This window comes from Streptomyces sp. NPDC052773, from assembly GCF_044547145.1.
In the GTDB taxonomy this organism is placed as follows: domain Bacteria; phylum Actinomycetota; class Actinomycetes; order Streptomycetales; family Streptomycetaceae; genus Streptomyces.
In genome coordinates this window covers 108176-131233 of record NZ_JBITZX010000005.1, presented here as the reverse complement: position 1 = coordinate 131233, position 23058 = coordinate 108176, and the positions used below count along the sequence as shown (strand labels likewise).

Sequence of the window (23058 nt, the reverse complement as noted above, 5' to 3'; positions counted from 1 at the left end):
AGGAGCGGCGTTCCGGTTACCCGTGGGTCACTGCTTATGAGACTGCCTGTCAGCAAGCCCGTCAATCCCCTGTGCGCGACTTGTTGACCGCGCGTCTACCACGCGGGAGCCTGCGGGACATGCCGACCTTCGACCAGTACGTCACGACACCGGACGACCCCCGCTGGGCCGTCCCCGCGACCGGCGCCGCCCGCTTCACCTGGGAATACGACGACGGACGGGACCGCCTCCTCGCCCTCTACCAGAAGGGCAAGGACAAGCAGTGGGACGGAACGAAACGCATCGACTGGGACTTACCGGTCGATCCGTACGACCCCCTCGGCACCCCCGACGAGGCCCTGGCCCTCCACGGCACCCCCTACTGGGCCAAACTCACCGACAAGGACCGCGCCGAGCTGCGCCGGCACTACGCCTCCTGGCAGTTCAGCCAGTTCCTGCACGGCGAACAGGGCGCGATGATCTGCGCCGCGCGGATCGTGGAGTCCGTCCCCGACCTCGACGCCAAGTTCTACTCGGCCACCCAGACCATGGACGAGGCCCGCCACGCCGAGATATACGGCCGCTTCCTCCACGAGAAGATAGGCCTGCTGTATCCCATCAACGACAGCCTCAAGTCCCTCCTCGGCGACACCCTGAACGACAGCCGCTGGGACATGCCGTACCTGGGCATGCAGGTGCTCATCGAAGGCCTCGCCCTCGCCGCCTTCGGCATGATCCGGGACACCACCACCAAGGAACTCCCGAAGCAGATCCTCGCCTACGTCATGCAGGACGAGGCCCGCCACGTCGCCTTCGGCCGCATGGCCCTGCGCGACTACTACCGGCAGCTCACCGACGCCGAACTGCGCGAACGCGAGGAGTTCGTCATCGAGGGCTGCTACGCCATGCGCGACCGGCTGCGCGGCGAGGAGGTCCTGGAGAACTTCGGCATCCCCCGGGCCGAGGCGCAGGAGTACAGCGAGCGCTCCGAATTCCTCGCCCTCTTCCGCAAGCTCCTCTTCAGCCGCATCGTCCCCTGCGTCAAGGACATCGGCCTGTGGGGCAGGCGCCTCCAGCAGGCCTACGTCGACATGGGCGTCCTGGAACTGGGCGACGCGAGCCTCGACCTGCTCATGACCCAGGACGAGGAGATCGCCGACCACCTGGACGCGGAGCGGTTCGCGGCGGAGGAGCGGGAGCGGGTGGCGGAGGTGACGGAGGCGATCGAGCAGGGTCAACGCCTGGCCGATTGATCACACGATCGACGGGCGAATCGGCATATGCGCCTGGGTACGCTGATCCTGCCAGGCAGACTCCGTCGCATGGGAGCAATCATGAGCGCCGCGCGTGACTACGGGCTGGACGACGACTACCAGTGGCCGCGCCCGCCGCAGGGCGGCTGGACGGCGGACGACCTGGACCGGCTCCCGAACCTTCCTCCGCACACGGAGCTGATCGACGGGAGCCTGGTTTTCGTGAGCCCGCAGACGTTCTTCCACATGCGGACGCTTCGGCTCCTGGAAGCCGCCCTGCTGAAACAGGCGCCGGACGAGTTCGATGTCTACCGGGAGTTCACCGTCACGCTCGACAAGCACAACCGCCCGGAGCCCGATGTCCTGGTGGTCCGCGCCGGCGCCGACACCGGGCCAAGGACCACGCGGCTCCTTCCCGATGATGTCGTCGTCGCGATCGAGGTCGTCTCCGAGGACTCGGTGGCGCGGGACCGGGAGATGAAGCCCCTGAAGTACGCCAAGGCCGGCATCCGCCACTTCTGGCGAGTCGAGGAGAACGACGGCCTCCCCGTCGTCTACGTCTACGAGCTGGACCCCGCCACCGCCGCCTACACGCCGACCGGCATCTTCCACGACAAGCTCGAAGTCACCGTCCCGTTCCCCGTCGAGATCGACCTCACCGCCATCGACCGCCGCCGCTAGCGCGAGGACCGTCCCCTCCGCCGGCGAGCACCGCTTCCATCACCGCCTTGGCGATCGGCGCCGCCATCCCACCGCCGGTGATGTCGCCCCGGTCCGCCGACGCGTCCTCCACCACCACGGCCACCGCCACCTTCGGCTCCAGATCCCGCGCGCCCTGCGCCCACGAGACGAACCACGCGTACGGCACACCGGAGTTGCCGATGCCGTGCTGCGCGGTACCGGTCTTGCCGCCCACGATCGCGCCCGGGATCGCCGCGTTCCTGCCCGTGCCCTCCTCGACCACGCCCCGCATCAGCGCCCGCATCCGGACCGCGGTCGACGGGTGCATCGCCTGGCGGACCGGGCGCGGCCCGGCGGACTGCACGGTCGCCCCGTGCGCCGTCGTCGTCCGCTCCACCAGATAGGGCTCCCGCAGCTGCCCGCCGTTGGCCACCGCCGCCGCCACCATCGCCATCTGCAGCGGCGTCGCCCGGGTGTTGTACTGGCCGATCGAGGACAGCGCCAGCTGCGCCTTGTCGACGGTGGTGTCGAAGGTGCTCGTCGCGACCGAGTACGGGATCCGCAGATCCGTGTCGTTGAAGCCGAACGCCTCCGCCGTGGCCGCCATGTCCTCCACCCCGACATCCGCGCCGAGCTTGGCGAACACCGTGTTGCAGGACCACTCGAAGGCCACCCGCAGCGGCGCGTTCTCGCACCCCTCGTTCCCGTTGGTCAGCCTCGTCGTCGTACCCGGCAGGGTGTACGGGTCGGGTGAGTCGGTCGGCCTGTCGAGGTCCCTGACCACCCCCGCGTCCAGCGCCGCCGCCGCCGTCACCACCTTGAAGGTCGAGCCCGGCGGATACGTCTGCCGCACCGCCCGGTTCAGCATCGGTTTGTTCGGGTCCTCGTTCAGCTGCGCCCAGGACCGGCCCACCGTCACGCCGTTGCCGGACAGCGACTCCGGGTCGTAGGACGGTGTCGAGACCAGGGCCAGGATCCGCCCGGTCGCGGGCTCCAGCGCGGCCACCGCGCCCCTGCGCGCCCCGAGCCCGGTGTACGCCGCCCGCTGGGCCGCCGCGTTGAGGGTGGTGACCACGTCGCCGCCCGGGGTGCGCGCCCGGGTGAGGTCGTTGATCAGGGCCAGCGGCGACAGCATCGGATCGGTGCCGGAGAGGATGCCGTCCTCGACGTGCTCCAGCAGCGAGGAGCCGTACACCTGGGAGGCGAAGCCGGTGACCGGGGCGTACAGCGGGCCGTCGGTGTACGTCCGCTCGTAGCGCAGCCGGCCCCCGGTGTCCTTGGAGCCGGTCACCGGGCGCCCGCCGACGAGGATGTCCCCGCGCGGCTGCGCGTACCGCGCGATGGCCTGGCGGCGGTTGGCGGGGTTGTCGTCGAGGGCGGGTGCCTGGAAGACCTGGATGCGGGCCGCGTTGACCAGCAGCGCCACCAGCAGCAGGGCGCAGAAGGCGGCGGCGTGCCGGATGTGCCGGGTCACGGGGCCACCTGCCCGTCGTACTGCTTGCGCGCCGCGTGGCTCACCCGGATCAGCAGCGCCACGATCGCCCAGTTGGTGACGACCGAGGAGCCGCCCTGGGCGAGGAACGGCATCGCCATGCCGGTCAGCGGGATCAGCCCGGTCACCCCGCCCGCGATCACGAACACCTGGAGCGCCACGATGGAGGCCAGGCCGACGGCGAGCAGCCGGCCGAACGGGTCGCGCAGGGCGAGGCCGGCGCGGTAGCCGCGTTCCACCAGCAGCGCGTAGAGCAGGAAGATCGCGGACAGCCCGGCGAGGCCCAGCTCCTCGCCCGCGGTGGCCAGGATGAAGTCGGACTTCACGGCGAAGCCGATGAGGACGGAGTGGCCGAGGCCCAGGCCGGTGCCCAGCATGCCGCCCGCGGCGAAGGCGAACAGCGACTGCGCGACCTGGTTCGGGCCCTGACCGGCGTCGATGGTGGCGAACGGGTGCAGCCAGTCCTCGATCCGGCCGTGCACGTGCGGCTCCAGCCGGGCCACGGCGACCGCGCCCAGCACCGCCAGCAGCAGGCCGACCGCGATCCAGCCGGTGCGGCCGGTGGCGACGTAGAGCATCACGACGAACAGGCCGAAGAACAGCAGCGAGGTGCCGAGGTCGCGTTCCAGGACCAGCACGCCCACGCTGAGCAGCCAGATCGCGAGGATCGGCCCGAGGACCCGGCCGGTGGGCAGCTGGAGCCGCCAGATCCTGCGGCCGGTGTACGCCAGCGCGTTGCGATTGGCGGCCAGGTACGCGGCGAAGAACACCGCCAGCAGCACCTTCGCGAACTCGCCCGGCTGGATGGAGAACCCGGCGATCCGGATCCAGATGCGGGCGCCGTTCACCGCCGGGAAGAAGATCGGCAGGGTGAGCAGGGCGAGCGCGGCGGCCACGCACACATACGCGTAGCGCTGGAGGAAGCGGTGGTCGCGCAGGAAGAAGACGACGCCGATGAACAGGGCCACCCCGAGCGTGGACCACACGAGCTGGGCCGGGGCCGCCCGGTCCGCCGGGGTTTCCAGGTCGAGCCGGTAGATCAGGACCAGGCCGAGGCCGTTGAGCAGGACGCCGATGGGGAGCAGCAGGGGATCGGCGTACGGGGCGCGCAGCCGTACCGCCAGATGGGCGAGGAGCGCGAGCACGCCGAGTCCGGCGCCGTAGCCGGCGGCGCCGGGCGGGAGGGAGCCGTGCCGGGCGAGACCGACCGCGCAGTAGCCGCACACCGGGAGCAGGACGGCCACGACGATGAGGGCGAGTTCGACGCCACGGCGCCGGGGGAGGCGTACCGCGGGAGCGGGCGCTGCCGCGGCCACGGCGGTTCCGGTTCCGGCCTTCGTCATGTCCGGAACCTACCCAAATAGACTGACTGGTCGGGCCTTGCGGCCCGTGTGCCCTCCGTGAGGAGGTACCACAGGGGACATGGGGGTACCTCCACACGGGCGTACGGGGCGGCTCCATACGGGGGGTACGGGGCTGCGGTGACTCACCGCCACCCTAGGAGCGGCCCGGACGCGCCGCCCGCCGCACTGCGCCAGGCGGGGTCATCCCCCGCGCCGCCGAGGCCCCACGGCGGTTCGGCGCGAGGTCACCCCGCGCCGCCGAGGCCCCACGGCGGTTCGGCGCGAGGTCACCCCGCGTCGCCGGGCCCCTCGGCGGTCCGGCGCCAGGTCATCCCGCGTCGCCGGGCCCCTCGGCGGTTCGGCGCGAGGTCACCCCGCGTCGCCGGGCCCTTCGGCGGTTCGGCGCGAGGTCACCCCGCGTCGCCGGGCCCTTCGGCGGTTCGGCGCGAGGTCACCCCGCGTCGCCGGGCCCCTCGGCGGTTCGGCGCGAGGTCACCCCGCGTCGCCGGGCCCCTCGGCGGCCCGGCCCGGCGGTGTCCGGGGCAGCCTCAGGGTGGCCACCGCCCCGCCGTCCGGCGCGTTGCCGAACTCCAGGCGGGCGCCCAGCACCTCCGCCTGGCCGAGCGCGATCGTCAGCCCGAGGCCGTGCCCGCGCGCGCCGCCCTCGGTGCGGAACCGCTGCGGGCCGTGCGCCACCAGGTACTCCGGATAGCCGTCCCCGTGGTCCCGCACGGTGACCACCGGCCCGTCCACCGTCAGCACCACCGGCGCCCGCCCGTGCCGGTGCGCGTTCGCCACCAGGTTGCCCAGCACCCGCTCCAGCCGCCGCCGGTCGGTCTCCACCCGCGCGTCCCGCACCAGCCGCACCTCGGTGTCCGTGCCGGACGCCCCCACCACCCGCCGGGCCAGCGCCCCCAGCTCCTCGCTGTCCAGCTCCAGCCGCTCCCGCCCGGTGTCCAGCCGGGAGATCTCCAGCAGGTCCTCGGTGAGCGTGCGCAGCGCGGCCACCCGGTCGCGCACCAGCTCCGTCGGCCGGCCCGGCGGCAGCAGCTCGGCCGCCGCGTGCAGCCCGGTCAGCGGGGTGCGCAGCTCGTGCGCCACATCCGCGGTGAACCGCTGCTCGGCCAGCAGCTTGCCCTGGAGCGACGCCGCCATGGAGTCCAGCGCGGCGGCCACCGCGGCCACCTCGTCCTGCGGCCGGCCCGGGTCCTCGGCGCGCCGGTCGTGCACCCGCGCGTCGAGATCACCGGCGCTGATCCGCCGCGCGACCCGCGCCGTGGCGTGCAGCCGCCGGGTCACCCGGGTCACCGCGAACGCGCCGACCAGCAGCGTCGCCCCGATCGCCAGCGCCGAGGACCCGACGATCGCCCGGTCGAGGCCGTCGATGGTGCGGGCCTGCTGCGCGTAGTCGACGGCCACGGCGAGCGCGTGCCCGCCCTCGGCGGGGCCCGCCGCCCACATCGTGGGCCGGCCCTGATGGCCGGCGACCATCGTGCCGCGCTGCCCGTCCGCGGCCAGCTCGCGCAGCGCCCCGGGCAGCTCCTCCGGGTCGACGCCGGCGCCCGGCGGCAGCGGATCGCCCGCCTCGTACGCCTCCGTGGCGTCCACCAGCCGGGCCAGCGCGAGGTCCCGGGCCTCGCCGACGGTCTGGTTGGTCACCGACACGTGGACCAGCGCGCCGAGCAGCGCGGCGAGGGCGCAGCACATCACCGTGATGAACAGCGCCGCCTTGACGGCCAGGGCGCCGGCCCACTGCGGAAGCCTCATCACGGGCTCTCCGCGGGGGAGGTCTCGGCGGGCGAGGTCTCGGCGGGGGAGGCCTCGGCGAGCGAAGGAGACATCGCACTCGGCCCGGGGGAGGGCGCCCGCCGGTCGGTGCGCAGCATCTCGTCGTGGGTGAGCAGCATCGCCCGCTGCTCCGGGTCCCAGCTCCACTGGAGCCGGTACTCGTACCCCTTCACCTCCGACGGCGACCGGATGATCACCGACCGCCCGGCCAGCTCGACCCCGCTGACGGCGTCGTCCCACGTCATGACCCGCACCAGCCGGCCGTTCTCCACGGTGTACACCCGTACGGCGGTCAGCTCGCCCGGCAGCTGCCGGAAGCCCAGCGTCAGATCGTCGTGCCCGTCGCCGGTCAGATCCCGGTAGTACGGCGCGAGCACGGGGCAACCGCCGCGCCCCGGCCCCGCGGCGCACTCGGCCATCCGCGCGCCCGTCTCGTGGAAGCGGGCGCCGGAACCCTCGTACTCCTTCGGACGCGCGTCGATCTCGGCCCGTACGACCGCCACCGGGTCCACCGTGTGCACGTTCCCGCCGGGCACCCGCACGCCCTCGACCACCTCGCGCTCCACCTCGCCGATCTCGTAGGCGGGCCGGGACGCTGGCGGCAGCGTCGGCCAGAGCAGGGCCGGGCCCTCGGCGGTCGGTGTGGGCCCCGCGCTCTGCAACCCGCCGGCGTCCCCGCAGGCCGTGGCGGCGACGCCGATGACCGGCAGCAGGGCGGCGACGGCCAAGGCGCGGGCACGGACGCGAACGGGCACGGCACTCCGGTGATCAGGCTGACCAGGGACCCGTACACCTTATTCGTACGGACGTCCTTTTTGCGCACCGCGAGGGGCCCTCGCGGCGGCCGGAGAGAGGACCTTCCCGGCCGGGGGCCGGCGACGAGAACCCTCCTCGGCTGGGGATCACTCTGCCAGTTCCTCCAGCAGCCGCACCGTCGGCAGCCCCGCCCGCAGATACTCCACGAACAGCTCGTTGTGCAGCGCCCACGGCGAGCGGCGGGCCCGGATCAGCCGGATCGCCTCCTCGGCGGAGCGGCCCCGCCGGACCAGGGCGTGCGCGACGACCAGCCCCGACCGGTTGTACCCGTGGTAACAGCGCACGAGGACCCGGCGCCCGGCGTCCAGCGCGTCGCACGCGGCCTCCGCCAGCCGGATCACCCCCGCGAGCTGGGTGCCGTCCAGCGGACCGTCCGGGATGGGCCACACCTGGTGCTCGACACCCGGATCGGGCCCGTGCCCGGGCAGCCTGAGCAGCGTCTGCACCAGATCGAACTCGTCCCGCACGACGGCGAACTCCAGCCGCCCCGACGAGTCCCGGAACTCGTGCCCGCCCATCCACAGACCGGGCACGACCTCGTGCCACGGACCGTCCGGAGCCGGCACGCCGGGCTGCTTCCCGCGGGTACGCAACAGCGCCTCCCCCCACCGCCCTCCCAACTCCTCTCCACGGTAGCCGGGTTCTTGCACCCACAGCACCCCGCCTGTTCCCATGGTCAAGGGGTGATGATGCATGAGCGGACCCAGCGCACTGCGCGTCATACCGACCCGGCGCCACGGCCGGGACCGGCTCTACGTCTGTCTCCCGGACGGCGCGAACATCGCCTGGTACGACCGTGAGACGGCGCGGGTGAACCTGTTGCGGGAGGACCGCAGAGAGGCCGTCCTGGCCGCCCTGCGCCCCTTCGTCACCGGCCCGGTCACGGTCGGCCCGCCCCCGGTGCCGACCCCCGCCGAGCTGGCCCGGCTCAGCCTCCACCCCGACGACGACCTCGCCCCGAACCGCCCCGGCGAGGCCCTGCTCGTCTCCGTCGACCGCGACCCGCCCCATGGGCTGCGCCCCGACCCGCGGCGCCGCGCCCTGGAGGCCGAGCAGACCATCGGCGCCGCGCTGGACGCCCTCGACGGGGCCGGCTGGCACACCCTGCACTCCCTGCCGCTGCCCGGCGGGGACCGCATCCACCACCTGCTGATCGGCCCCGGCGGCCTGTTCGCCGTCCACGCCCTGAACGCCCGCAGACAGCGCGTCCACGTCGCCGACCCCATGGTCGCCCTCGGCCGCCGCGAACCCGTCCCGCTCCTGCGCCGGCTGCGTACCGAGGCCTCCCGCGCCTCCCACGCCCTCACCGCCGAGGTCCGCCCCGTCCTCGCCCTCCTCGCCCCCGCCCGCCTGAACGTCCCCGGCCCGGTCCGCGAGGTCCGCGTCCTGACCGACGCCGACCTCGACGGCCTCGGCCGCCTCGGGGGAGTCCTGAAACCGGCGGACGTGGAGGCGCTGCACGCGATGGCCCGGGACCGGCGAACATGGCTGCGGGTCTGACCGCCTCTCCCGCACCGAACCGTCAGGGCAGCGGGGCCGCGCGGTCCGGATCGAGGAGCGGCGCCAGCAGATCGCCGTAGTCCTGCACCCGTGGGGCGAGGTCCGGCGCCCGGAAGGCCAGCTGAGAGGGGTCCCCGCAGGCCTCGACCTCCTCCCAGGTCACCGGCGCGGAGACCCACGGCTCGGCGCGCGCCCGCAGGGTGTACGGGGTCGCCGTCGTCTTGCGGGCGGCGTTCTGGCTCCAGTCGACGAACACCTTGCCGGGGCGCAGGCTGCGCGTCATACGGTGCAGGACCAGCCGTGGCATGGCCCGCTCGGCCTCCATGGCGAGTGCCTTGGCGTACTCCGACGTCTGCTCGGAGGACGCCCCGCGCACCGCCGCCAGCAGATGCAGCCCCTTCGATCCGGAGGTCTTGGCGTACGCCTCGATCCCGTCCTCGGCCAGCCGCTCCCGCAGCCACAGGGCGACCTCGCAGCAGTGCACGATGGTCGCGGGCGGCCCCGGATCCAGATCGAAGACGATCCGGTCCGCCACGTCCGGGGTCTGGGCCAGCCACTGATGGGTGTGGAACTCGGCGACCAGGTTCGCCGCCCACATCAGACTCGCCAGATCCTGCACCAGCACCATCCGGGCCGGCCCCTCCGACCGGGGCACCTCGGCGGTCATGACCCAGTCGGGGGTACCGGGCGGCACGTTCTTGGTGAAGAAGACCTGCCCGTCCGGACCGTCCGGGTAGCGCAGGAAGGACACCGGCCGGTCGCGCAGATGGGGGAGCAGGACGTCGGCGGCGGTGGCGTAGTAGTGCAGCACCTCGCCCTTGGTGAAGCCGGACGCCGGATACAGCACCTTCTCCAGGTTGCTCAGCGCGAGCCTCCGGCCCTCCACCACGGTCATCGGCGTCATACGATGAGAATCACACAAAACCGGGACATACCGCCCGGCGAGGCCGCTCACCGGTGGAAAGGCGGGACGCGTGCGATCCATATGGAACGGAGCCATCTCCTTCGGCCTGGTCAGCATCCCCATCAAGCTGGTGAACGCCACCGAGAGCCACTCGATCTCCTTCCGCCAGATCCACACCGAGGACGGCGGCCGCATCCGCTACCGCAAGGTCTGCGAGCTGGAGGACCGCGAGGTCACCCAGTCGGAGATCGGCAAGGGCTACGAGGACGCCGACGGCACGATCATCCCGATCACCGACGAGGACCTGGCCCACCTCCCGCTGCCCACCGCCAAGACGATCGAGATCGTCGCCTTCGTCCCGGCCGAGCGGATCGACCCCCTCCAGATGGACGCGGCGTACTACCTCGCCGCGAGCGGCGCCCCCGCCGCCAAGCCGTACACCCTCCTGCGCGAGGCCCTCAAGCGCAGCCACAAGGTGGCGATCGCCAAGTTCGCCCTGCGTGGCCGCGAACGCCTCGGCATGCTCCGCGTCGTCGACGACGTCATCGTCATGCACGGCCTCCTCTGGCCCGACGAGGTCCGCGCCCCCGAGGGCGTCGCCCCCGACACCGACGTCACCGTCCGCGACAAGGAACTCGACCTCGCGGACGCCCTCATGGACACCCTCGGTGAGGTCGACCTCACCGACCTCCACGACGAGTACCGCGAGGCCGTCGAGGAGGTCATCGCCGCCAAGGCCGCCGGCGAGGCACCCCCCGAGGCCCCCGAGCCGGCCCACGGCGGCAAGGTCCTCGACCTGATGGCCGCCCTGGAGAACAGCGTCCGCGCCGCCAAGGAGTCCCGAGGCGAGGAGGCCCAGGTCAGATCCCTCACCTCCCGCCCGGCCCCGAAGCAGACGGACACCAAGAAGTCGACCTCGACAGCCAAGAAGCCGACGAAGAAGACCGCCACGAAGAAGACGACGGCCAAGTCGACGTCCCAGAACACGAAGAAGACGGCCACCACGAAGAGCACGGCCAAGAAGACACCGGCAAAGAAGACGACGCCGTCCCGCAAGCGCTCGGCGTGAACGGGTGGGGTGCCAACAAGCGCGAACGGGTGCGGTGGCAACAAGAAAGGGCGGGAGCCAGTAAGACTGACTTCCGCCCTCTGCTGTCGGCATCCGCCCTGGTCACATCTTTACACCTACATGTGACGGGCGAGTGCCCCCGGCAGGATTCGAACCTGCGCACACGGCTCCGGAGGGCGTTGCGGGCTCCGGCATTCGCGCAGGTCACGGGGCCTATGTACGACAGATGGCGCAAGCTCCGTCCACGGGTAGTCCGTGGGCAGTCTGCGGGTACCCGGCGGAGCGGGAAGGGGTGCCGGGGCAGCGCGGAGCGCGGTTCCGCTGAGATCGTTGCCGACCCGCGGTGTTTGCTGGGGGTTGAGCGTCCAGCAGGGCAGCGCACTCGCATTGGCGAGTACGTCCCGGCTGCGCCAGCGGCTGTGCGCACCGGGCGGACCAGCAAGCAGGAGCGTGCTCTCAGAGTTAGCACGCGACCTGCAGAGGGTGAGAACGATGCGCGGCCGACCCGCTTGCCTGACAGGCAATATCACGATTTCGGCACGGGGGTCATTTCGTGTAGAGAGCAGGGATATTCTGCGTCCGAAGCCGGTTCCTTTGCGCTCCGGTAGCCGTTAGGGCTGAAGGGGGCTGTTGTCGGGATCCCTCTGGCGTCATGCCAGTCGGTTGATGGGGAGTCAGCCGAGGTCGGAAGCAGCCTTTCCGCACTGCGCGGCGAGGGTGTTACTGCACCTCGGCCTTCGTTGACGGAACGTACGCGCCAGGAACCTCTGGTCAGCGCCGCCTTCGGCGCATCACGCTTCTGACCTAGCCCAGCTACGGCAGCCCGCTGCGGAGCTGAACGCCTGCGCTCCGACGGGCGGTTCGGTTGTGGTATGGGGTGCCACCCGGTTGCGGGCAAGGGCCTTCGACAGGGAAAGGGGGCGGGTAGCGACCCGCCAGTCAGCCGTAAGGGCGGCGGACAGGCGCATACGCCTGTCACCGGGGAGTTCCCTGAGTAGCGTTGGTTGGGCTGAACGGGTGGCAGGGTCATCCGCCGTGGCGGGGAGAGCCGGGGTGCCAGGGGCGCGAGCGCGCGTGCCCACAGCCGTAGAGGGGCACGCGGCTCTGGGTGGGGAAGCTGGAAAGGTTAGATGAGGTCTGAGTACAAGCAGTGGCACGAGGTGCTCTCTGCAGAGTTCTTCGGTGCGGGCAATGCGCTGCGGAGCACCGTCCTGTACGTCGACGCCGAGGTCGAGCGGGAGCTGGCCGAGCGTATAGGAGTGGGCCTCGCCCAGGCTGTCGCCGGCGAACTTAACTGGAGCGATCCGGACAGACCACTGTTCAGTCGCATTCAGCGCGAGTGTGAGATATGGGAGCAGCGCGGGAGCGCGGTCCCGCCGCCGAGCCTGCCGGTGCTGGCGCTGTCTGTGCTGGCGGCTACCCGCATGGCGTCCTCTGACGGCATGTTGAAGACCAACTTTTACGGACGGTGGATCCAGCTGTTCGGTGAGCAGCCCTCCAGCTCCCGGGCGAACAAGCTCGAGCACGCCTTCGAGGACGTCGCAGTGATGTGGGAGGAGCTCGACACCTGGCTTGAGCAGACGGGTGGCCTCTACGGCACCAGCACGGTCAGCACCGACAAATTCTACTGGAAAATCGGCTTCCCTATCTCGCAGGCGCTGGTGCGCGACTCGGACCGGCAGGTCCTCACCCGGTTCTTCGCCGCCACGCGCTTGCGGCCACACAACCCTGACGAGGTCTCCGGTCGCGAGTTGCTGCGGCGCCTGCGCGTGTGGACAGCAGGCCGGGACCGGCGCCTGTCGCCCCGCCTTATGGAGGAGCTCGCCAGCGCCCCGGACACGGGCGACACCCTGATCGCCAGCCTGGTCAAGCGGCTCGCCGATGACTGGGACGGTACCCTTCACGAGCCGGAGCGAGAGCAGCGGCGCCGCGCCGTCGGATTGCGACTCGTGGTCGCGGACCGCGGCAGGCGCCTGGAATGGCTCGCCGAAGCTTGCGACGGCATCGGCGAGACCCGCGTCGCTGTGCCAGGCGGCCGTACGTTCACGCTGCGCAAGGCGTACGGAAACGTCTACGAGGGGCTGGAGTCGCTGCATCCCTCCTTGCAGCAATTGGGACACGGCCTGCACCTTGAGGGCGACGACCTGGTCCTTGAGTGGGCGCCGCAGGAGGTGGTGCTACTGCGATTGCACCCGCATCTGGGCGAGTGGGTGAGCACTGATTACTTTGAGCCCGGCGAGCAGCACTGGATCTTGGCCGCTGACTCGGCTGTTCGCGCAGTGCGCTCCATGGTCGATACCCTCGGTGGCCGCACTGTCCGCGAAGCGCCGACGCCGGTGCCGGGGTGGAAGCTGTTCAAGGGCGTGCGCGCCGTCAACGGGCTGGCGTTCACCCGCACCCTCGACCGGGGTGGAGACCACGCGCATGTCCTTGAACCCCAGATCCGGCACCGCGCTGCGCTGTCGGGTGGTCTGCGCATCGCACCCGAATACCGGGTGGGTGCGGGAGTAGCGGGCCATTTCCTCCGCGGCGGTGCTCCCGATCTCCTGCTGCCGGCCAGTGACTCTCCCGACGGCCGGGTAGAAGTCGTCCTCGACGGCCGTACCGAGAAGCTGCGCGCCGACCCACGGGTGCCTTTCCCGCTCAGCATGGTCCCCCTCGAAGAAGGAGAGCACCGTGTGGGTACGGCGGACAGCAGTCAGGTCTTCACGCTGCACGACGGGCTGCACGAGGGACTGCCGCCCGGCACTGGGACGCTCGGATACCTTTGCGACGGCACCGCCCGGCCCGAGCTGAGCGACGCAGCAGGCTCCAAGGCTGTCATCCGTGGTGCGGAGGCGCCGCGCAGTATCCGCCCCCCGCGGACTGAATTGCTGCGCTCCAGCGTCCTGGAAGCCATGCTGCTCGATCCTCATGGCGGAGTGCGCCAGGTTAAGCAGCAGTCGGTCCCCGCCTGGATGGCCTCCCGGCTACCCGCACAGGCGCTCGGCCCCTGCCTTGAGATTGAGGTACCAGGCGGCTATGTGTGGCTGGTCTACCGGACAGCGGCCCGCTGGTCGGTCAGGGCGCTGGCCGAAGCAGAAGACATACCCGCGCCCACTCCAGCGCCTGACGATTACGCTTGGGCGTATGCCATCCTCAGTGCCGCCCAGCGTCTGCAGGACCCCGCCTGGCTCGATTACGTAGCGGCTGCGGAAGCAATCAGCGGAAGGCGGGAAGCCTGATGACCGATACAGGAGGCCTTCTGCTGCGCTGGCTGAGCGAACAGGGCGCCGGCAGCCTGTCCGACGTCAAGCAGGGGATGTGGTGGCTGGCATCCAAGCACTGCCCTGACATCGAACCGGGAGCCCCGGGCCGCTGGCTGCGCGACGCCGTCTCCCTGGCCTACATGGACATCGACTGGCGCAACCGGCGCTGGTGTGCGACTCCGCCAGTCCTGACCCGCCTGCCGCAGGCGCGAGGGCTGGCGGTACTCACCGGGAGCCGGACGGCCGCATTTGACGCGCGCGTAGCGCAGGCGGAGAAGGACGGCTTGCTGGAACTGTTCCGGGTGCCCAGCGCCCGTCCGCCCAGGGACATCCCCTTGCCCCCGTCCCTCATCGTCCAGTTCGACGACGAAGCAGGGCTCACAAGCTGGGCGACCGAGCTCGGCGTCTCCTACACACCGTGCTTCGCGCTACAAGGAGCTGCGCTGCTGCCCCCCTTAAGCCCTGGAGCGCCGACCTCTGCACCGGAGTTCGGCAAACCGCTGGAACAGTACGATCTCGAGCGCGGCGAATACCGGCCCGTCCCGCGGCCCCGGGACGAGGGCCTGTACCGGCTCAAGCGGCGCGACAGCAAGCGCGTATGCCAGGTCCTGCGCAATGGCCAGTGGTACGAGACCAGTCACGAGCAGGGCGTCTACCTTGCGTTGGAGACCCGGAACCAGGCAGCGGACGTGCTGCGCTGGCGGCCCGAAAAGGACTGCGGGCGTGAGCGATTCGGGACTCTCTTCGTCGACTGGGGATATCCCCTGCCCGACCTGCACCGGCGCGTCGCCGTGATGTGCTGCGGCCTCGCGCCCCGCATCAACGCTCAAGCCGAGAACCTCGCCTACGACAACGTGCCCCACGTCGTAGCCATCAAGATCGCACAATCGCTCGGACAGCACCTGGGGGAGAACAACGATGAGTGATACCGCTTCGCAGCAGCCCGGGCGTACCGGCCGGGACGTGGACATCCTCAGTTCGTTCGAGCACTTGAGGGATGCGCTCTTCCGCTACTACAACACGCCGTTCGGACTCGCTGACGAGCACCTCGAACGCGAACGCCAAGAACTGTTCGACATGGACGGCGGAGCCTGGCGGCGCCCCCTGCTGGAGGTCCGCCCCCGCTACGTCCAGATGGCTGCGGGCATCGCGGAGTCGGTGAAGGCAGCAGGGGCCCACCCCGACCTCGCGGAACTGGTGCAGCTCGGACTGATGCAGGGCGTCCCCTCCCTGTACGAGCACCAGCACCAGGCCCTGGCCGCCGCTGTGCGGGACGGGCGCGATGTCGTCGTCACGGCCGGGACGGGGTCGGGCAAGACGGAGTCGTTCATGCTGCCCGTCCTGGCCGACCTCGTCCGCGAGTCCGCCACGTGGCCTGCCGCCTCCCTGCCGGTGAACCGCTGGTGGGCCTCTCCCGACGGCGACTACCAGCCGCAGCGGGCAGGCGAGGCCGGTCGGCACGCAGCGGTACGCGCTCTGGTCCTCTACCCCATGAACGCGCTCGTTGACGACCAGATGATGCGCCTGCGCAGGGCGCTGGACAGCGATGACGCCAGGGCATGGCTCGCCCGGTCGCGGCCCGGCCACCGCTTCTACTTCGGCCGCTACACCGGGGCAACCCCCGTCCCCGGCGAGATCGGCTCGGCAGCCGGTGTCAAGACGCTGCGCAAGGAGTTCACCGCTACCGAGGAGCGCTCCCGCCAGGCGCAGAAGGCCCCCGGCGACGGCCGCTATTTCATCCCCCGGCTGGACGGCGCAGAGATGCGCTGCCGCTGGGACATGATCCAGGCTCCACCTGACATCATGATCACGAACTACAGCATGCTCAATGTCATGCTGATGCGCTCGCGTGAGTCGCAGATCTTCGATAAGACGCGCCGCTGGCTGGAGGAAGTGCCCGACGCCCGCTTCACCCTGGTCGTCGACGAGCTCCACATGTACCGCGGCACCGCAGGGACAGAGATCGCCTACCTCCTGCGCAACCTGCGCCACCGCCTCGGCTTGGATCGCAGGCCGGACAAGTTCCGCATCCTGGCCGCATCCGCCTCCCTCGAAGCCCCGCGAGACCTGGACTTCCTGCAGGAGTTCTTCGGCGTCGACCGCAACCGGTTCGAGGTTCTCGGCGGCCAGCTCGTGCTGCCGACCCACACCCGCACCGACATCTCCGAGCACGCCGACGCCTACGCCGCCTTGGTCGATCCCGACCCTGCCCAGGCCGACCAGCTCCTGGCAGAGACCGGAGCTGGTGACGCACTGGTCAACGCACTGCGCGACGGCGACCGGCTCATCGCCGATTTCGATACCGCCGTCGCCGCCCGCATCTTCCCTGCCGCGGTCACCGCCACGCAGGAGAAGGCGCTGCGCGGAGTCCTCACTGCGCTGCGCCGCTCGGCCGACCCTCAGACCCCTAAGCTGCGTGGACACCTCTTCTTCCGCAACATCCCCGGCGTGTGGGCCTGCTCAGACCCCCAGTGCCCCGACGCCCCGCGCCCGGAAGGCATGGAGAGGACCGTCGGCAAGCTGTACTCGCGTCCCACGCCGCGCTGCAGTTGCGACGCACGCGTCCTGGAACTTCTCTACTGCCAGAACTGCGGAGATGCATTCCTCGGCGGCTATGCGCCGGCATCGGCCTTCCGTAACGTCGCCAAGGGGCGCCCCTTCGAAGCCGGCCTGCTCGCGGACCTGCCCGACCTCGACTCACTGCCCGACGCCGCAGCCCTAGGGCCGAGCGCGGCCAACTACATCGTCTACTGGCCGCGCAAGGACGACCCGGCGGTGGAGAAGCTGGAGTGGGAAGCCACCTCGGACAAGGGCAAGCTGAGCGCCGGCTTCGAGTTCAAGCGCAGCCAGTACGACCCGCGCACCGGCATCCTCCGCAACCAGCGAGACCACACCGGCTGGTCCTTCCACACCAGCGTGCCGCAGCCCAAGAGGGGAAGGCCCCGGCTCAAGGCGGATGACCTCCCCGCGGCTCCGACCCAGTGCCCCAACTGCGGCGACGACTGGGAGCTCAAGCAGGTCGGCAGCGAGCGCCTCAGCCTGAGCGACCCGCGCCGCATGCGCACACCAGTCAGGTCCATGCGCACCGGTTTCGAGAAGATCAACCAGGTACTGACCACCGGGATCCTCTCCCTGCTGCCGAACCGGCAGGCGGTGGTCTTCTCCGACAGCCGGCAGGACGCGGCGAAGCTGTCCGCGGGCCTGGGGCTGCGCCACTACCAGGACCTCCTGCGCCTGCTGCTCGCTGAAGAGGTCGAAGGTCAGGGCGATCCGGTCGCCGACCTCGCAGCCGTATCGGGCTTCTATCGCAAGTCCCCCGACAACCCCGTGAGCAAGGAGACGGCCAAGGCAGCACGCTCCCGGCTGCGCGCCCGCGACCCGGAGACCTTCGACGCATGGGAGAAGCTCCAGAAACCCCAGGTATCCGACCTCGACAGCCTCGACGACGACCTCCCCGGCCCGGAAGAAGAGGCCGCGCTCTACAGCCGCCTCAGCCGTGTGCCCAGCCTCGACAGCCACGGCGCCGCCGTCGCCGAACGCCTGGTCCAGTGCGGCATCAACCCCGGCGGCCCAAAGGCGTCCCTGCAGCAGACCAGTTACCAGAAGGGCGCCCAGCCGCAGCCCTGGACCTTGCTGTACCGGTGGCCCGAGCCCCCCGGCGGCAAGGTGCGCGATGAATCCAGCCTGGCTCTGAGCGAACGGCAGGAGCAACTGCGCCAGGACATCCGTGAAGCCCTCACCAGCGAGCTGCTCAACGGGCTGTTCGGCAGCGCCGGACGCGACTTCGAGTCCCTGGGCCTGGGCTGGCTCACCCTCGCCACCGACCAGGCACCGCTCGAAGCCGAGCGGGCCTCCGACGCCGCACTGGCCCGGGCCAGCCTGCGGGTCCTCGGCCACATGCGCCGTTTCACAGGACTGCGCAGCCCGGCTGACGAACCGCCCAAGAAGCTGCGGGACTTCTGGGCCAGCGCAGCCGATCACCTGGGGCAGGACCCGGACGACCTCCGCAAGACCGTCGAGCGGATCTGGGGGGAGGCAGTCAAGAAGTACGTCATCCAGCCCGAGCACGTCGCCCTGCGCCACGGGCGAGCGGTGTCCTGGACCTGCTCCGTCTGCCGCCGCCGACACCTCCACCCCGGCATCGGAATTTGCACGAAGTGTCGGCGGCCCCTTCCCGCCGTGCCCAAACCGTTCGACGGCACAGACGCCGACTACTACGCCTGGATGGCGCGGAGGCAGTTCGGCAATTTCCGCCTCAACGCCGCTGAACTCACCGGTCAGACCGACCGTCTGGACGCCCAGGCCCGTCAGGCCCGCTTCCAGGGGATCTTGCTCGACGGCAAGGAGCACGAGCTCCCCGACACCCTCGACGTCCTCTCCGTCACCACCACAATGGAAGCAGGAGTCGACATCGGCCCGCTGTCCGCGGTCCTGATGGCGAACATGCCGCCGACCCGGTTCAACTACCAGCAGCGCGTCGGACGGGCAGGACGGCGCACCTCGCCGGTCGCGCTCGCGCTTACTGTGTGCCGCGGCCGCAGCCACGATGAGCACTACTTCCAAGACCCCCAGCGCATCACCAACGACCCGACCCCGCCGCCGTACCTGTCCACCGACATGAAGGACATCTACCAGCGGGTCCTCACTGCCGAGGTGCTGCGCAGGGCCTTCGACGCGGTGCAGGGCGCGGCCGGGGACGACGCAGGGCCGGATCCCACCCGCAACGTCCACGGCCAGTTCGGCCGCACCGCGGACTGGCCCGCCGTCAGCGACGCAGTCAGCGTATGGATCAAGTCCCACGACGCCGAGGTCCGCAGCCTCGCCGAAGCCCTCGCCGACCGCACCCGCAGCACCTGGCCCCCGGCGCAGGCGGCGGGATGGGTAGCCCAGGAGCTCGTCAACAGCGTCACCCAGATCGCCGACGAAACCCACGGCCACCACGAACTCAGCCAGCGGCTGGCAGAGTCCGGCCTGCTGCCGATGTTCGGATTCCCCACCTCAGCCCGCTACCTGTACACCAAGCGCCCTTTCGACTCCTACCCTTGGCCGCCGAGCGGAGTGGTCGACCGGTCGCTGGACATCGCGATCTCGCAGTTCGCCCCCGGCGCAGAGACAGTCAAGGACGGACAGGTCCACACGGCGGTCGGCGCCGTCGCGTTCGAGCCGACCGGACGATTCCCCCGAGCCGTGGACGAGCCGCTGGGGCAGCCCGTTCTTATTGGAATCTGCCTCGCCTGCGGCCACCTTGCCAAGGACGTGCAGGAGCTGCCGGAGCAGGAGGACGCCCCGCCGCAGCCCTGCCGTGCCTGCGGAACGGCCGACGGCTCCTACCGCGAAATCGAACTGCGCGAACCGGCCGGCTTCTACTCCGGCGGCAAAGCCCGCGATTTCGACGGCAACTTCGCATGGAGGGCCAGGTCCCTCGCCCCCCGCACTGCCGCAGACCTTGAGCGCGGCGCACCGCAGAAGATCGCGGCGCCCGGCATGGTGGTCCACGCCGGCAAGGGCGAGCGGTACGCGGTCAACGACAACGGCGGGCGACTGTTCCACTTCGCGAAAGTAAGCCCGACCGCGCGCTGGTCCGGCGCTTACCTGGAGACCGGGGCGGCTGAGCTGTTCCCCTGGCTGGCGAAGGACATCGCTGCCGACGAGGAATCGCTTGCCACCGCCATCGGCGCCACCCAGCGCACGGACCTGTTTCTGCTCGGACCCCAGGCAGGCGAGATCCCGGCGCTCGGCCTGCGCCTGAACCTCACCTCCGTGCCGCAGAGCACCGGCTTCCCCGACGACCGCTCGGGCAGGCGGGCGGCCTGGTACTCGCTGGCAGCCCTGCTGCGCACGGCCGCGGGCTCACTCCTGCAGGTGCAGCCCAACGAGATCGCATCCGGCATCCACGGTGCAGGCTCCGGGAGCAGCAAGGCGCGCACTTTCGCCTTCCTCTCGGACACCCTGGACAACGGTGCCGGCTACTGCACACACCTCGCCGAACGGGAGGTCTTCGAGCAGCTCATGGCGACCGCCAACAGGATGCTGGCCGATTTCGCGGACGGCGCGCACGGCCGCGACTGCCGCGGCTCGTGCTACCAGTGCCTGCGCGACTACACGAACATGGCGTACCACAGCCTCCTGGACTGGCGACTGGCCGGCGAGCTCCTAGGCACCCTCCAAGGCGCGGGCGCGGCCAGCAGCCAGCGGGGTCGCCGGGCCGCGGGACTGCTGCGGAATTGGGCGTCCGACTTTCCGCCTGGTGATGCGGTGTTCGTGGACGACCTGGGCGGCACCGGTCCTGCGGTCCTCTTCGAGGAGCGGGTCTGGGTCGCTGCCAAGGGCCCGTTCGAGGCGGCCGACGCCACGTTGTCCTCGCCCCGCATCAGCACCGTGCGCGACGCCGCCGCAGCCGACAGCCGAGGTGTTCCCGACGTGGTCTTCGTTGACGACTTCCTCCTCGACAAAGCCCCGGCGCGGGTGTCAGCCATGCTCGCCGATTTCGACGGCTTTTAAAGGTCTGCGATCTGCTCGTTGCGGCTCTGAAGCCGCAACGAGCAGCGCAGTCCTGCATCCGCATACACGTCTGTCGACTGTCAGTTGCTTGTGTCAAGGGGATCGACTAAGGGAGGGGCATGGCTGAGCCGGAGGGGGATATGACCGAACCGGTGTTGTTGCGGCGGTTCGCGGCGTGGCTCCAGCCCGGGCCGTCGGCTGAAGACGCTGAGCGCAGCGTTTTTTTCAAAGACGGCGTCATCGTGCTGGACACGAATGTTCTGCTGAGCCTGTACGAGTACACCGAAACTTCCAGAGAAGAGGTCCTGGCGGCGCTCGAGCAGACCGCAGGACGGCTGTGGATGCCCTACCAGGTCGGTCTTGAGTTCGTCCGCGGCCGTCGCAGCACACTGGAATCCCGCAAAAGGGCTCTCGCAAGCGCCGCCACAGAGGTCAACAAGAAGCTCATGGCAGCCCGCAAAGCGATTGTCGAGGCCAAGGACGTCGTGTGCGCCCAGCTCGACAAGTATGCCCGAGCCCAGCAGGAGATAGCGGGGCTGGACGCCCTGGTCGCGGATGCCGACGTCGATGCCCACTTGGACGTGTACCGGCACGAGTTCAAACGCCACTTGGACATGCTCAAAGCCGACCATGGCTTAGCCCTGAACTCATCCGACGCGGAAGACCCCATCCTTCCGCGGATTGCGAAGCTTTACGGGGAAGGTGTCGGCGAGCAGCCGGACGATGACGTCCTGCGTAAGCGTCTGGAGGAAGCGACGGCCTTCAGATTCCCGAACAAGATTCCGCCCGGATTCTCCGACTCCGACAAGGATACGCCGCTGAAGTCCGCTGGCGACTTCCTCCTCTGGGAGGAGCTGATCGAGCATGTCCGCCAACTGCCGCCCAGTGGGCGCTGCGTACTGTTTGTGTCGAATGACACGAAGGAGGACTGGTACGAGCAGCGCTCTGGCGCGAGCAGCTCCCGTCCGTGGCCGAGCCTTGTCGACGAGCTGAGGCGAAGGGCCCAGGCAGACCTGAGGATCGAGACGCCGCCGCATTTCTTCGGCGGGATCAGGGAGTTCCTCGACGCCGAGCTCGCCGCGGACACGTACGCGGAGATCGAGCGGGTGTCAGAGGCATTAGAAGTGAAGGTCCCAGATACATCGCTGGTGGTCACGGAGGAGACAGCGCCACACCTGAACCCGCCGGAGGGGCTGGCGCTTGATGCGCTCAATGCAGTGGGACTCGTCTCGTCGACCCTACGTGATTCTGTGAAGTTGCCGTTGCCGGCCCAGCGGTTGTCCCAGTGGTGGCTGATCGGTGTGACAGCTCAGCTCGGGCGGCGGGCTGTAGGGGAAACGGAGCCGTCTGTAGGCATTGCTGCGGCCGCGAGAAGCAGCGAGCCGCCCTCTGGCGACTGGGTCTCCGGTACAGTCCTTTCGCCAGGCGAGTGGCTTCACCGGGATTCGTCGTGGATCGCACCATGGTTCATGGACCTGCTGGGGTCCGTCCCTCAGACTGACCGCGCTGTCCTGCGTCGGCTGGCAGCGCAGCAGGCAGAGAGCAACAGGCGCTCCAGCCGCTGACGCTTACCAGTGTCCCAACTAGCTTTGTAAAGCATGAGTTCGCCAGCATTGCATGCAGGAAATCTTCCAAACCTCAGGCTCAGTGATCAGATGATCGATACGCTATGGAAATCTCGAACACCCGGATTTCCGGCTGTCGTCTTTGATGGGCCGAAAGGAGGAAAGGTGATTGATCACAAGGATTTCATGCACGGTGCGGCACTAGTCGCGATCGTCGACTCGGGGATGTTCACAGCACTCAATCGCGCAAGCGTGAAGTATGGCCACTACGTGGTGAACCATGATCGCCATTTGTTTATAAAATACAATGACGGCAAGGGGCCCGGAGACTACTTCTTCACGTTCTCTGGAGAAGACAAGAAGAGAATTACTTCAGAAGCGGCGTCCCTAGTTTTCGCAGTTCTTGTATGCGGCAACGAGGTGGTCACGGGAATCGCCCGGGAGGAGCTGTCGCAACTCATCACACTGACCGCTAGCGCCGCTTCTACCGTCAAGGTCTCAGTCCAGCAGGGTAGGCAAATCAGGATTTCGGGGCCCAATGGGAAGTTGCCGTTGATCTCTCGCCGCTCATTCCCAACGCGGATTCTCGAATAGTCCCAGATGGCTCCGGAGGCCGTTAGTCTTACGGATAATACGCTGGTCGGCGGCTTGAACGAGCGCAACTACTGACCTTCAAAGCGTGGTGCCGGAGGGCTGACGGCTCATGATCCCTGCGGTATGCCGAGTACATGAGGTATGCCCAGGGCGGTCGCTTGACCGAGGAACGTCGGGTCTTCCGTGAGAAGGTGCGGTTGGAGGCGGCCGAGCGGTTCCGGCACGGCGACGAGAACGCGGTGATCGCGCACGACCTGCGTGTCAGCGTCCGGTCGGTGCAGCGCTGGCGCAAGGCCTCGTCCCGCGGCGGGCCGAGGGCCCTGGC

At 69.8% G+C, this 23058-nt stretch carries 15 protein-coding genes and 1 pseudogene; 10 read left to right on the top strand and 6 right to left on the bottom strand.

What is annotated here, in order from left to right; all coding sequences use genetic code 11:
* Positions 1–119: 119 nt before the first annotated feature.
* Together ACIG0D_RS13370 and ACIG0D_RS13365 are read left to right on the top strand one after the other, a co-directional pair.
* The gene (locus ACIG0D_RS13370; protein WP_399799545.1) at positions 120–1232 is read left to right on the top strand and encodes a ferritin-like domain-containing protein; all 1113 of its coding nucleotides are present in this window, start codon (positions 120–122) and stop codon (positions 1230–1232) included.
* 81 nt (positions 1233–1313) lie between these two features.
* Positions 1314–1913, top strand: a complete 600-nt coding sequence (locus ACIG0D_RS13365; RefSeq protein ID WP_399799542.1) for a Uma2 family endonuclease — start codon at positions 1314–1316, stop codon at positions 1911–1913.
* On the opposite strand, the gene ACIG0D_RS13360 is transcribed toward ACIG0D_RS13365, so the two are convergent.
* The 5 genes from ACIG0D_RS13360 to ACIG0D_RS13340 all read right to left on the bottom strand — a co-directional run bounded on the left by ACIG0D_RS13360 (position 1888) and on the right by ACIG0D_RS13340 (position 7945).
* Complete coding sequence (locus tag ACIG0D_RS13360; RefSeq protein WP_399799540.1) at positions 1888–3387, bottom strand: penicillin-binding transpeptidase domain-containing protein; 1500 nt, start codon at positions 3385–3387, stop codon at positions 1888–1890. The genes ACIG0D_RS13365 and ACIG0D_RS13360 overlap by 26 nt on opposite strands.
* Positions 3384–4748, bottom strand: coding sequence for an FtsW/RodA/SpoVE family cell cycle protein (locus ACIG0D_RS13355; protein WP_399799538.1), 1365 nt, complete (start codon positions 4746–4748; stop codon positions 3384–3386). The genes ACIG0D_RS13360 and ACIG0D_RS13355 overlap by 4 nt, the downstream gene beginning before the upstream one ends.
* Before the next feature lie 492 nt (positions 4749–5240).
* The gene (locus ACIG0D_RS13350; protein ID WP_399799535.1) at positions 5241–6515 is read right to left on the bottom strand and encodes an ATP-binding protein; all 1275 of its coding nucleotides are present in this window, start codon (positions 6513–6515) and stop codon (positions 5241–5243) included.
* Complete coding sequence (locus ACIG0D_RS13345) at positions 6515–7291, bottom strand: hypothetical protein (protein ID WP_399799533.1); 777 nt, start codon at positions 7289–7291, stop codon at positions 6515–6517. The genes ACIG0D_RS13350 and ACIG0D_RS13345 overlap by 1 nt, the downstream gene beginning before the upstream one ends.
* Positions 7292–7438: 147 nt before the next feature.
* Positions 7439–7945: a dual specificity protein phosphatase family protein gene (locus ACIG0D_RS13340; RefSeq protein ID WP_399799530.1), complete on the bottom strand. Its 507-nt coding sequence runs from the start codon at positions 7943–7945 to the stop codon at positions 7439–7441.
* A gap of 100 nt (positions 7946–8045) precedes the next feature.
* On the opposite strand from ACIG0D_RS13340, the gene ACIG0D_RS13335 reads away from it, so the two are divergent.
* Positions 8046–8852, top strand: coding sequence for a nuclease-related domain-containing protein (locus ACIG0D_RS13335; RefSeq protein ID WP_399799527.1), 807 nt, complete (start codon positions 8046–8048; stop codon positions 8850–8852).
* 22 nt (positions 8853–8874) lie between these two features.
* Here the strand turns inward: ACIG0D_RS13335 and ligD are convergent, their stop codons facing one another.
* The gene (gene ligD, locus ACIG0D_RS13330) at positions 8875–9756 is read right to left on the bottom strand and encodes a non-homologous end-joining DNA ligase (protein WP_365758034.1); all 882 of its coding nucleotides are present in this window, start codon (positions 9754–9756) and stop codon (positions 8875–8877) included.
* A 70-nt stretch (positions 9757–9826) separates the two neighbouring features.
* On the opposite strand from ligD, the gene ACIG0D_RS13325 reads away from it, so the two are divergent.
* The 7 genes and pseudogenes from ACIG0D_RS13325 to ACIG0D_RS13295 all read left to right on the top strand — a co-directional run.
* The gene (locus ACIG0D_RS13325; protein WP_399799524.1) at positions 9827–10825 is read left to right on the top strand and encodes a Ku protein; all 999 of its coding nucleotides are present in this window, start codon (positions 9827–9829) and stop codon (positions 10823–10825) included.
* 1130 nt (positions 10826–11955) lie between these two features.
* Positions 11956–14049, top strand: a complete 2094-nt coding sequence (locus tag ACIG0D_RS13320; protein ID WP_399799522.1) for a hypothetical protein — start codon at positions 11956–11958, stop codon at positions 14047–14049.
* Positions 14049–14999, top strand: coding sequence for a hypothetical protein (locus ACIG0D_RS13315; protein ID WP_399799520.1), 951 nt, complete (start codon positions 14049–14051; stop codon positions 14997–14999). The genes ACIG0D_RS13320 and ACIG0D_RS13315 overlap by 1 nt, the downstream gene beginning before the upstream one ends.
* Positions 14992–20574 carry a DEAD/DEAH box helicase gene (locus tag ACIG0D_RS13310; protein WP_399799518.1) on the top strand — a complete coding sequence of 1861 codons (5583 nt, stop codon included), beginning with the start codon at positions 14992–14994 and terminating at the stop codon, positions 20572–20574. The genes ACIG0D_RS13315 and ACIG0D_RS13310 overlap by 8 nt, the downstream gene beginning before the upstream one ends.
* A gap of 119 nt (positions 20575–20693) precedes the next feature.
* Entirely contained in the window at positions 20694–22139 is a 1446-nt protein-coding gene (locus ACIG0D_RS13305; RefSeq protein WP_399799516.1) for a PIN-like domain-containing protein, read from the top strand.
* 33 nt (positions 22140–22172) lie between these two features.
* The gene (locus tag ACIG0D_RS13300; RefSeq protein ID WP_399799513.1) at positions 22173–22733 is read left to right on the top strand and encodes a hypothetical protein; all 561 of its coding nucleotides are present in this window, start codon (positions 22173–22175) and stop codon (positions 22731–22733) included.
* 134 nt (positions 22734–22867) lie between these two features.
* A pseudogene (locus tag ACIG0D_RS13295) lies at positions 22868–22996 on the top strand (transposase); the annotation flags it as partial.
* Positions 22997–23058 lie beyond the last annotated feature (62 nt).

Coding starts and splice junctions, on each gene's coding strand:
- ACIG0D_RS13370 (WP_399799545.1), top strand. CDS start 120: ATGCCGACCTTCGACCAGTACGTCACGACACCGGACGACCCCCGCTGG.
- ACIG0D_RS13365 (WP_399799542.1), top strand. CDS start 1,314: ATGAGCGCCGCGCGTGACTACGGGCTGGACGACGACTACCAGTGGCCG.
- ACIG0D_RS13355 (WP_399799538.1), bottom strand. CDS start 4,748: ATGACGAAGGCCGGAACCGGAACCGCCGTGGCCGCGGCAGCGCCCGCT.
- ACIG0D_RS13350 (WP_399799535.1), bottom strand. CDS start 6,515: ATGAGGCTTCCGCAGTGGGCCGGCGCCCTGGCCGTCAAGGCGGCGCTG.
- ACIG0D_RS13335 (WP_399799527.1), top strand. CDS start 8,046: ATGAGCGGACCCAGCGCACTGCGCGTCATACCGACCCGGCGCCACGGC.
- ligD (WP_365758034.1), bottom strand. CDS start 9,756: ATGACGCCGATGACCGTGGTGGAGGGCCGGAGGCTCGCGCTGAGCAAC.
- ACIG0D_RS13320 (WP_399799522.1), top strand. CDS start 11,956: ATGAGGTCTGAGTACAAGCAGTGGCACGAGGTGCTCTCTGCAGAGTTC.
- ACIG0D_RS13315 (WP_399799520.1), top strand. CDS start 14,049: ATGACCGATACAGGAGGCCTTCTGCTGCGCTGGCTGAGCGAACAGGGC.
- ACIG0D_RS13310 (WP_399799518.1), top strand. CDS start 14,992: ATGAGTGATACCGCTTCGCAGCAGCCCGGGCGTACCGGCCGGGACGTG.
- ACIG0D_RS13305 (WP_399799516.1), top strand. CDS start 20,694: ATGGCTGAGCCGGAGGGGGATATGACCGAACCGGTGTTGTTGCGGCGG.
- ACIG0D_RS13300 (WP_399799513.1), top strand. CDS start 22,173: ATGAGTTCGCCAGCATTGCATGCAGGAAATCTTCCAAACCTCAGGCTC.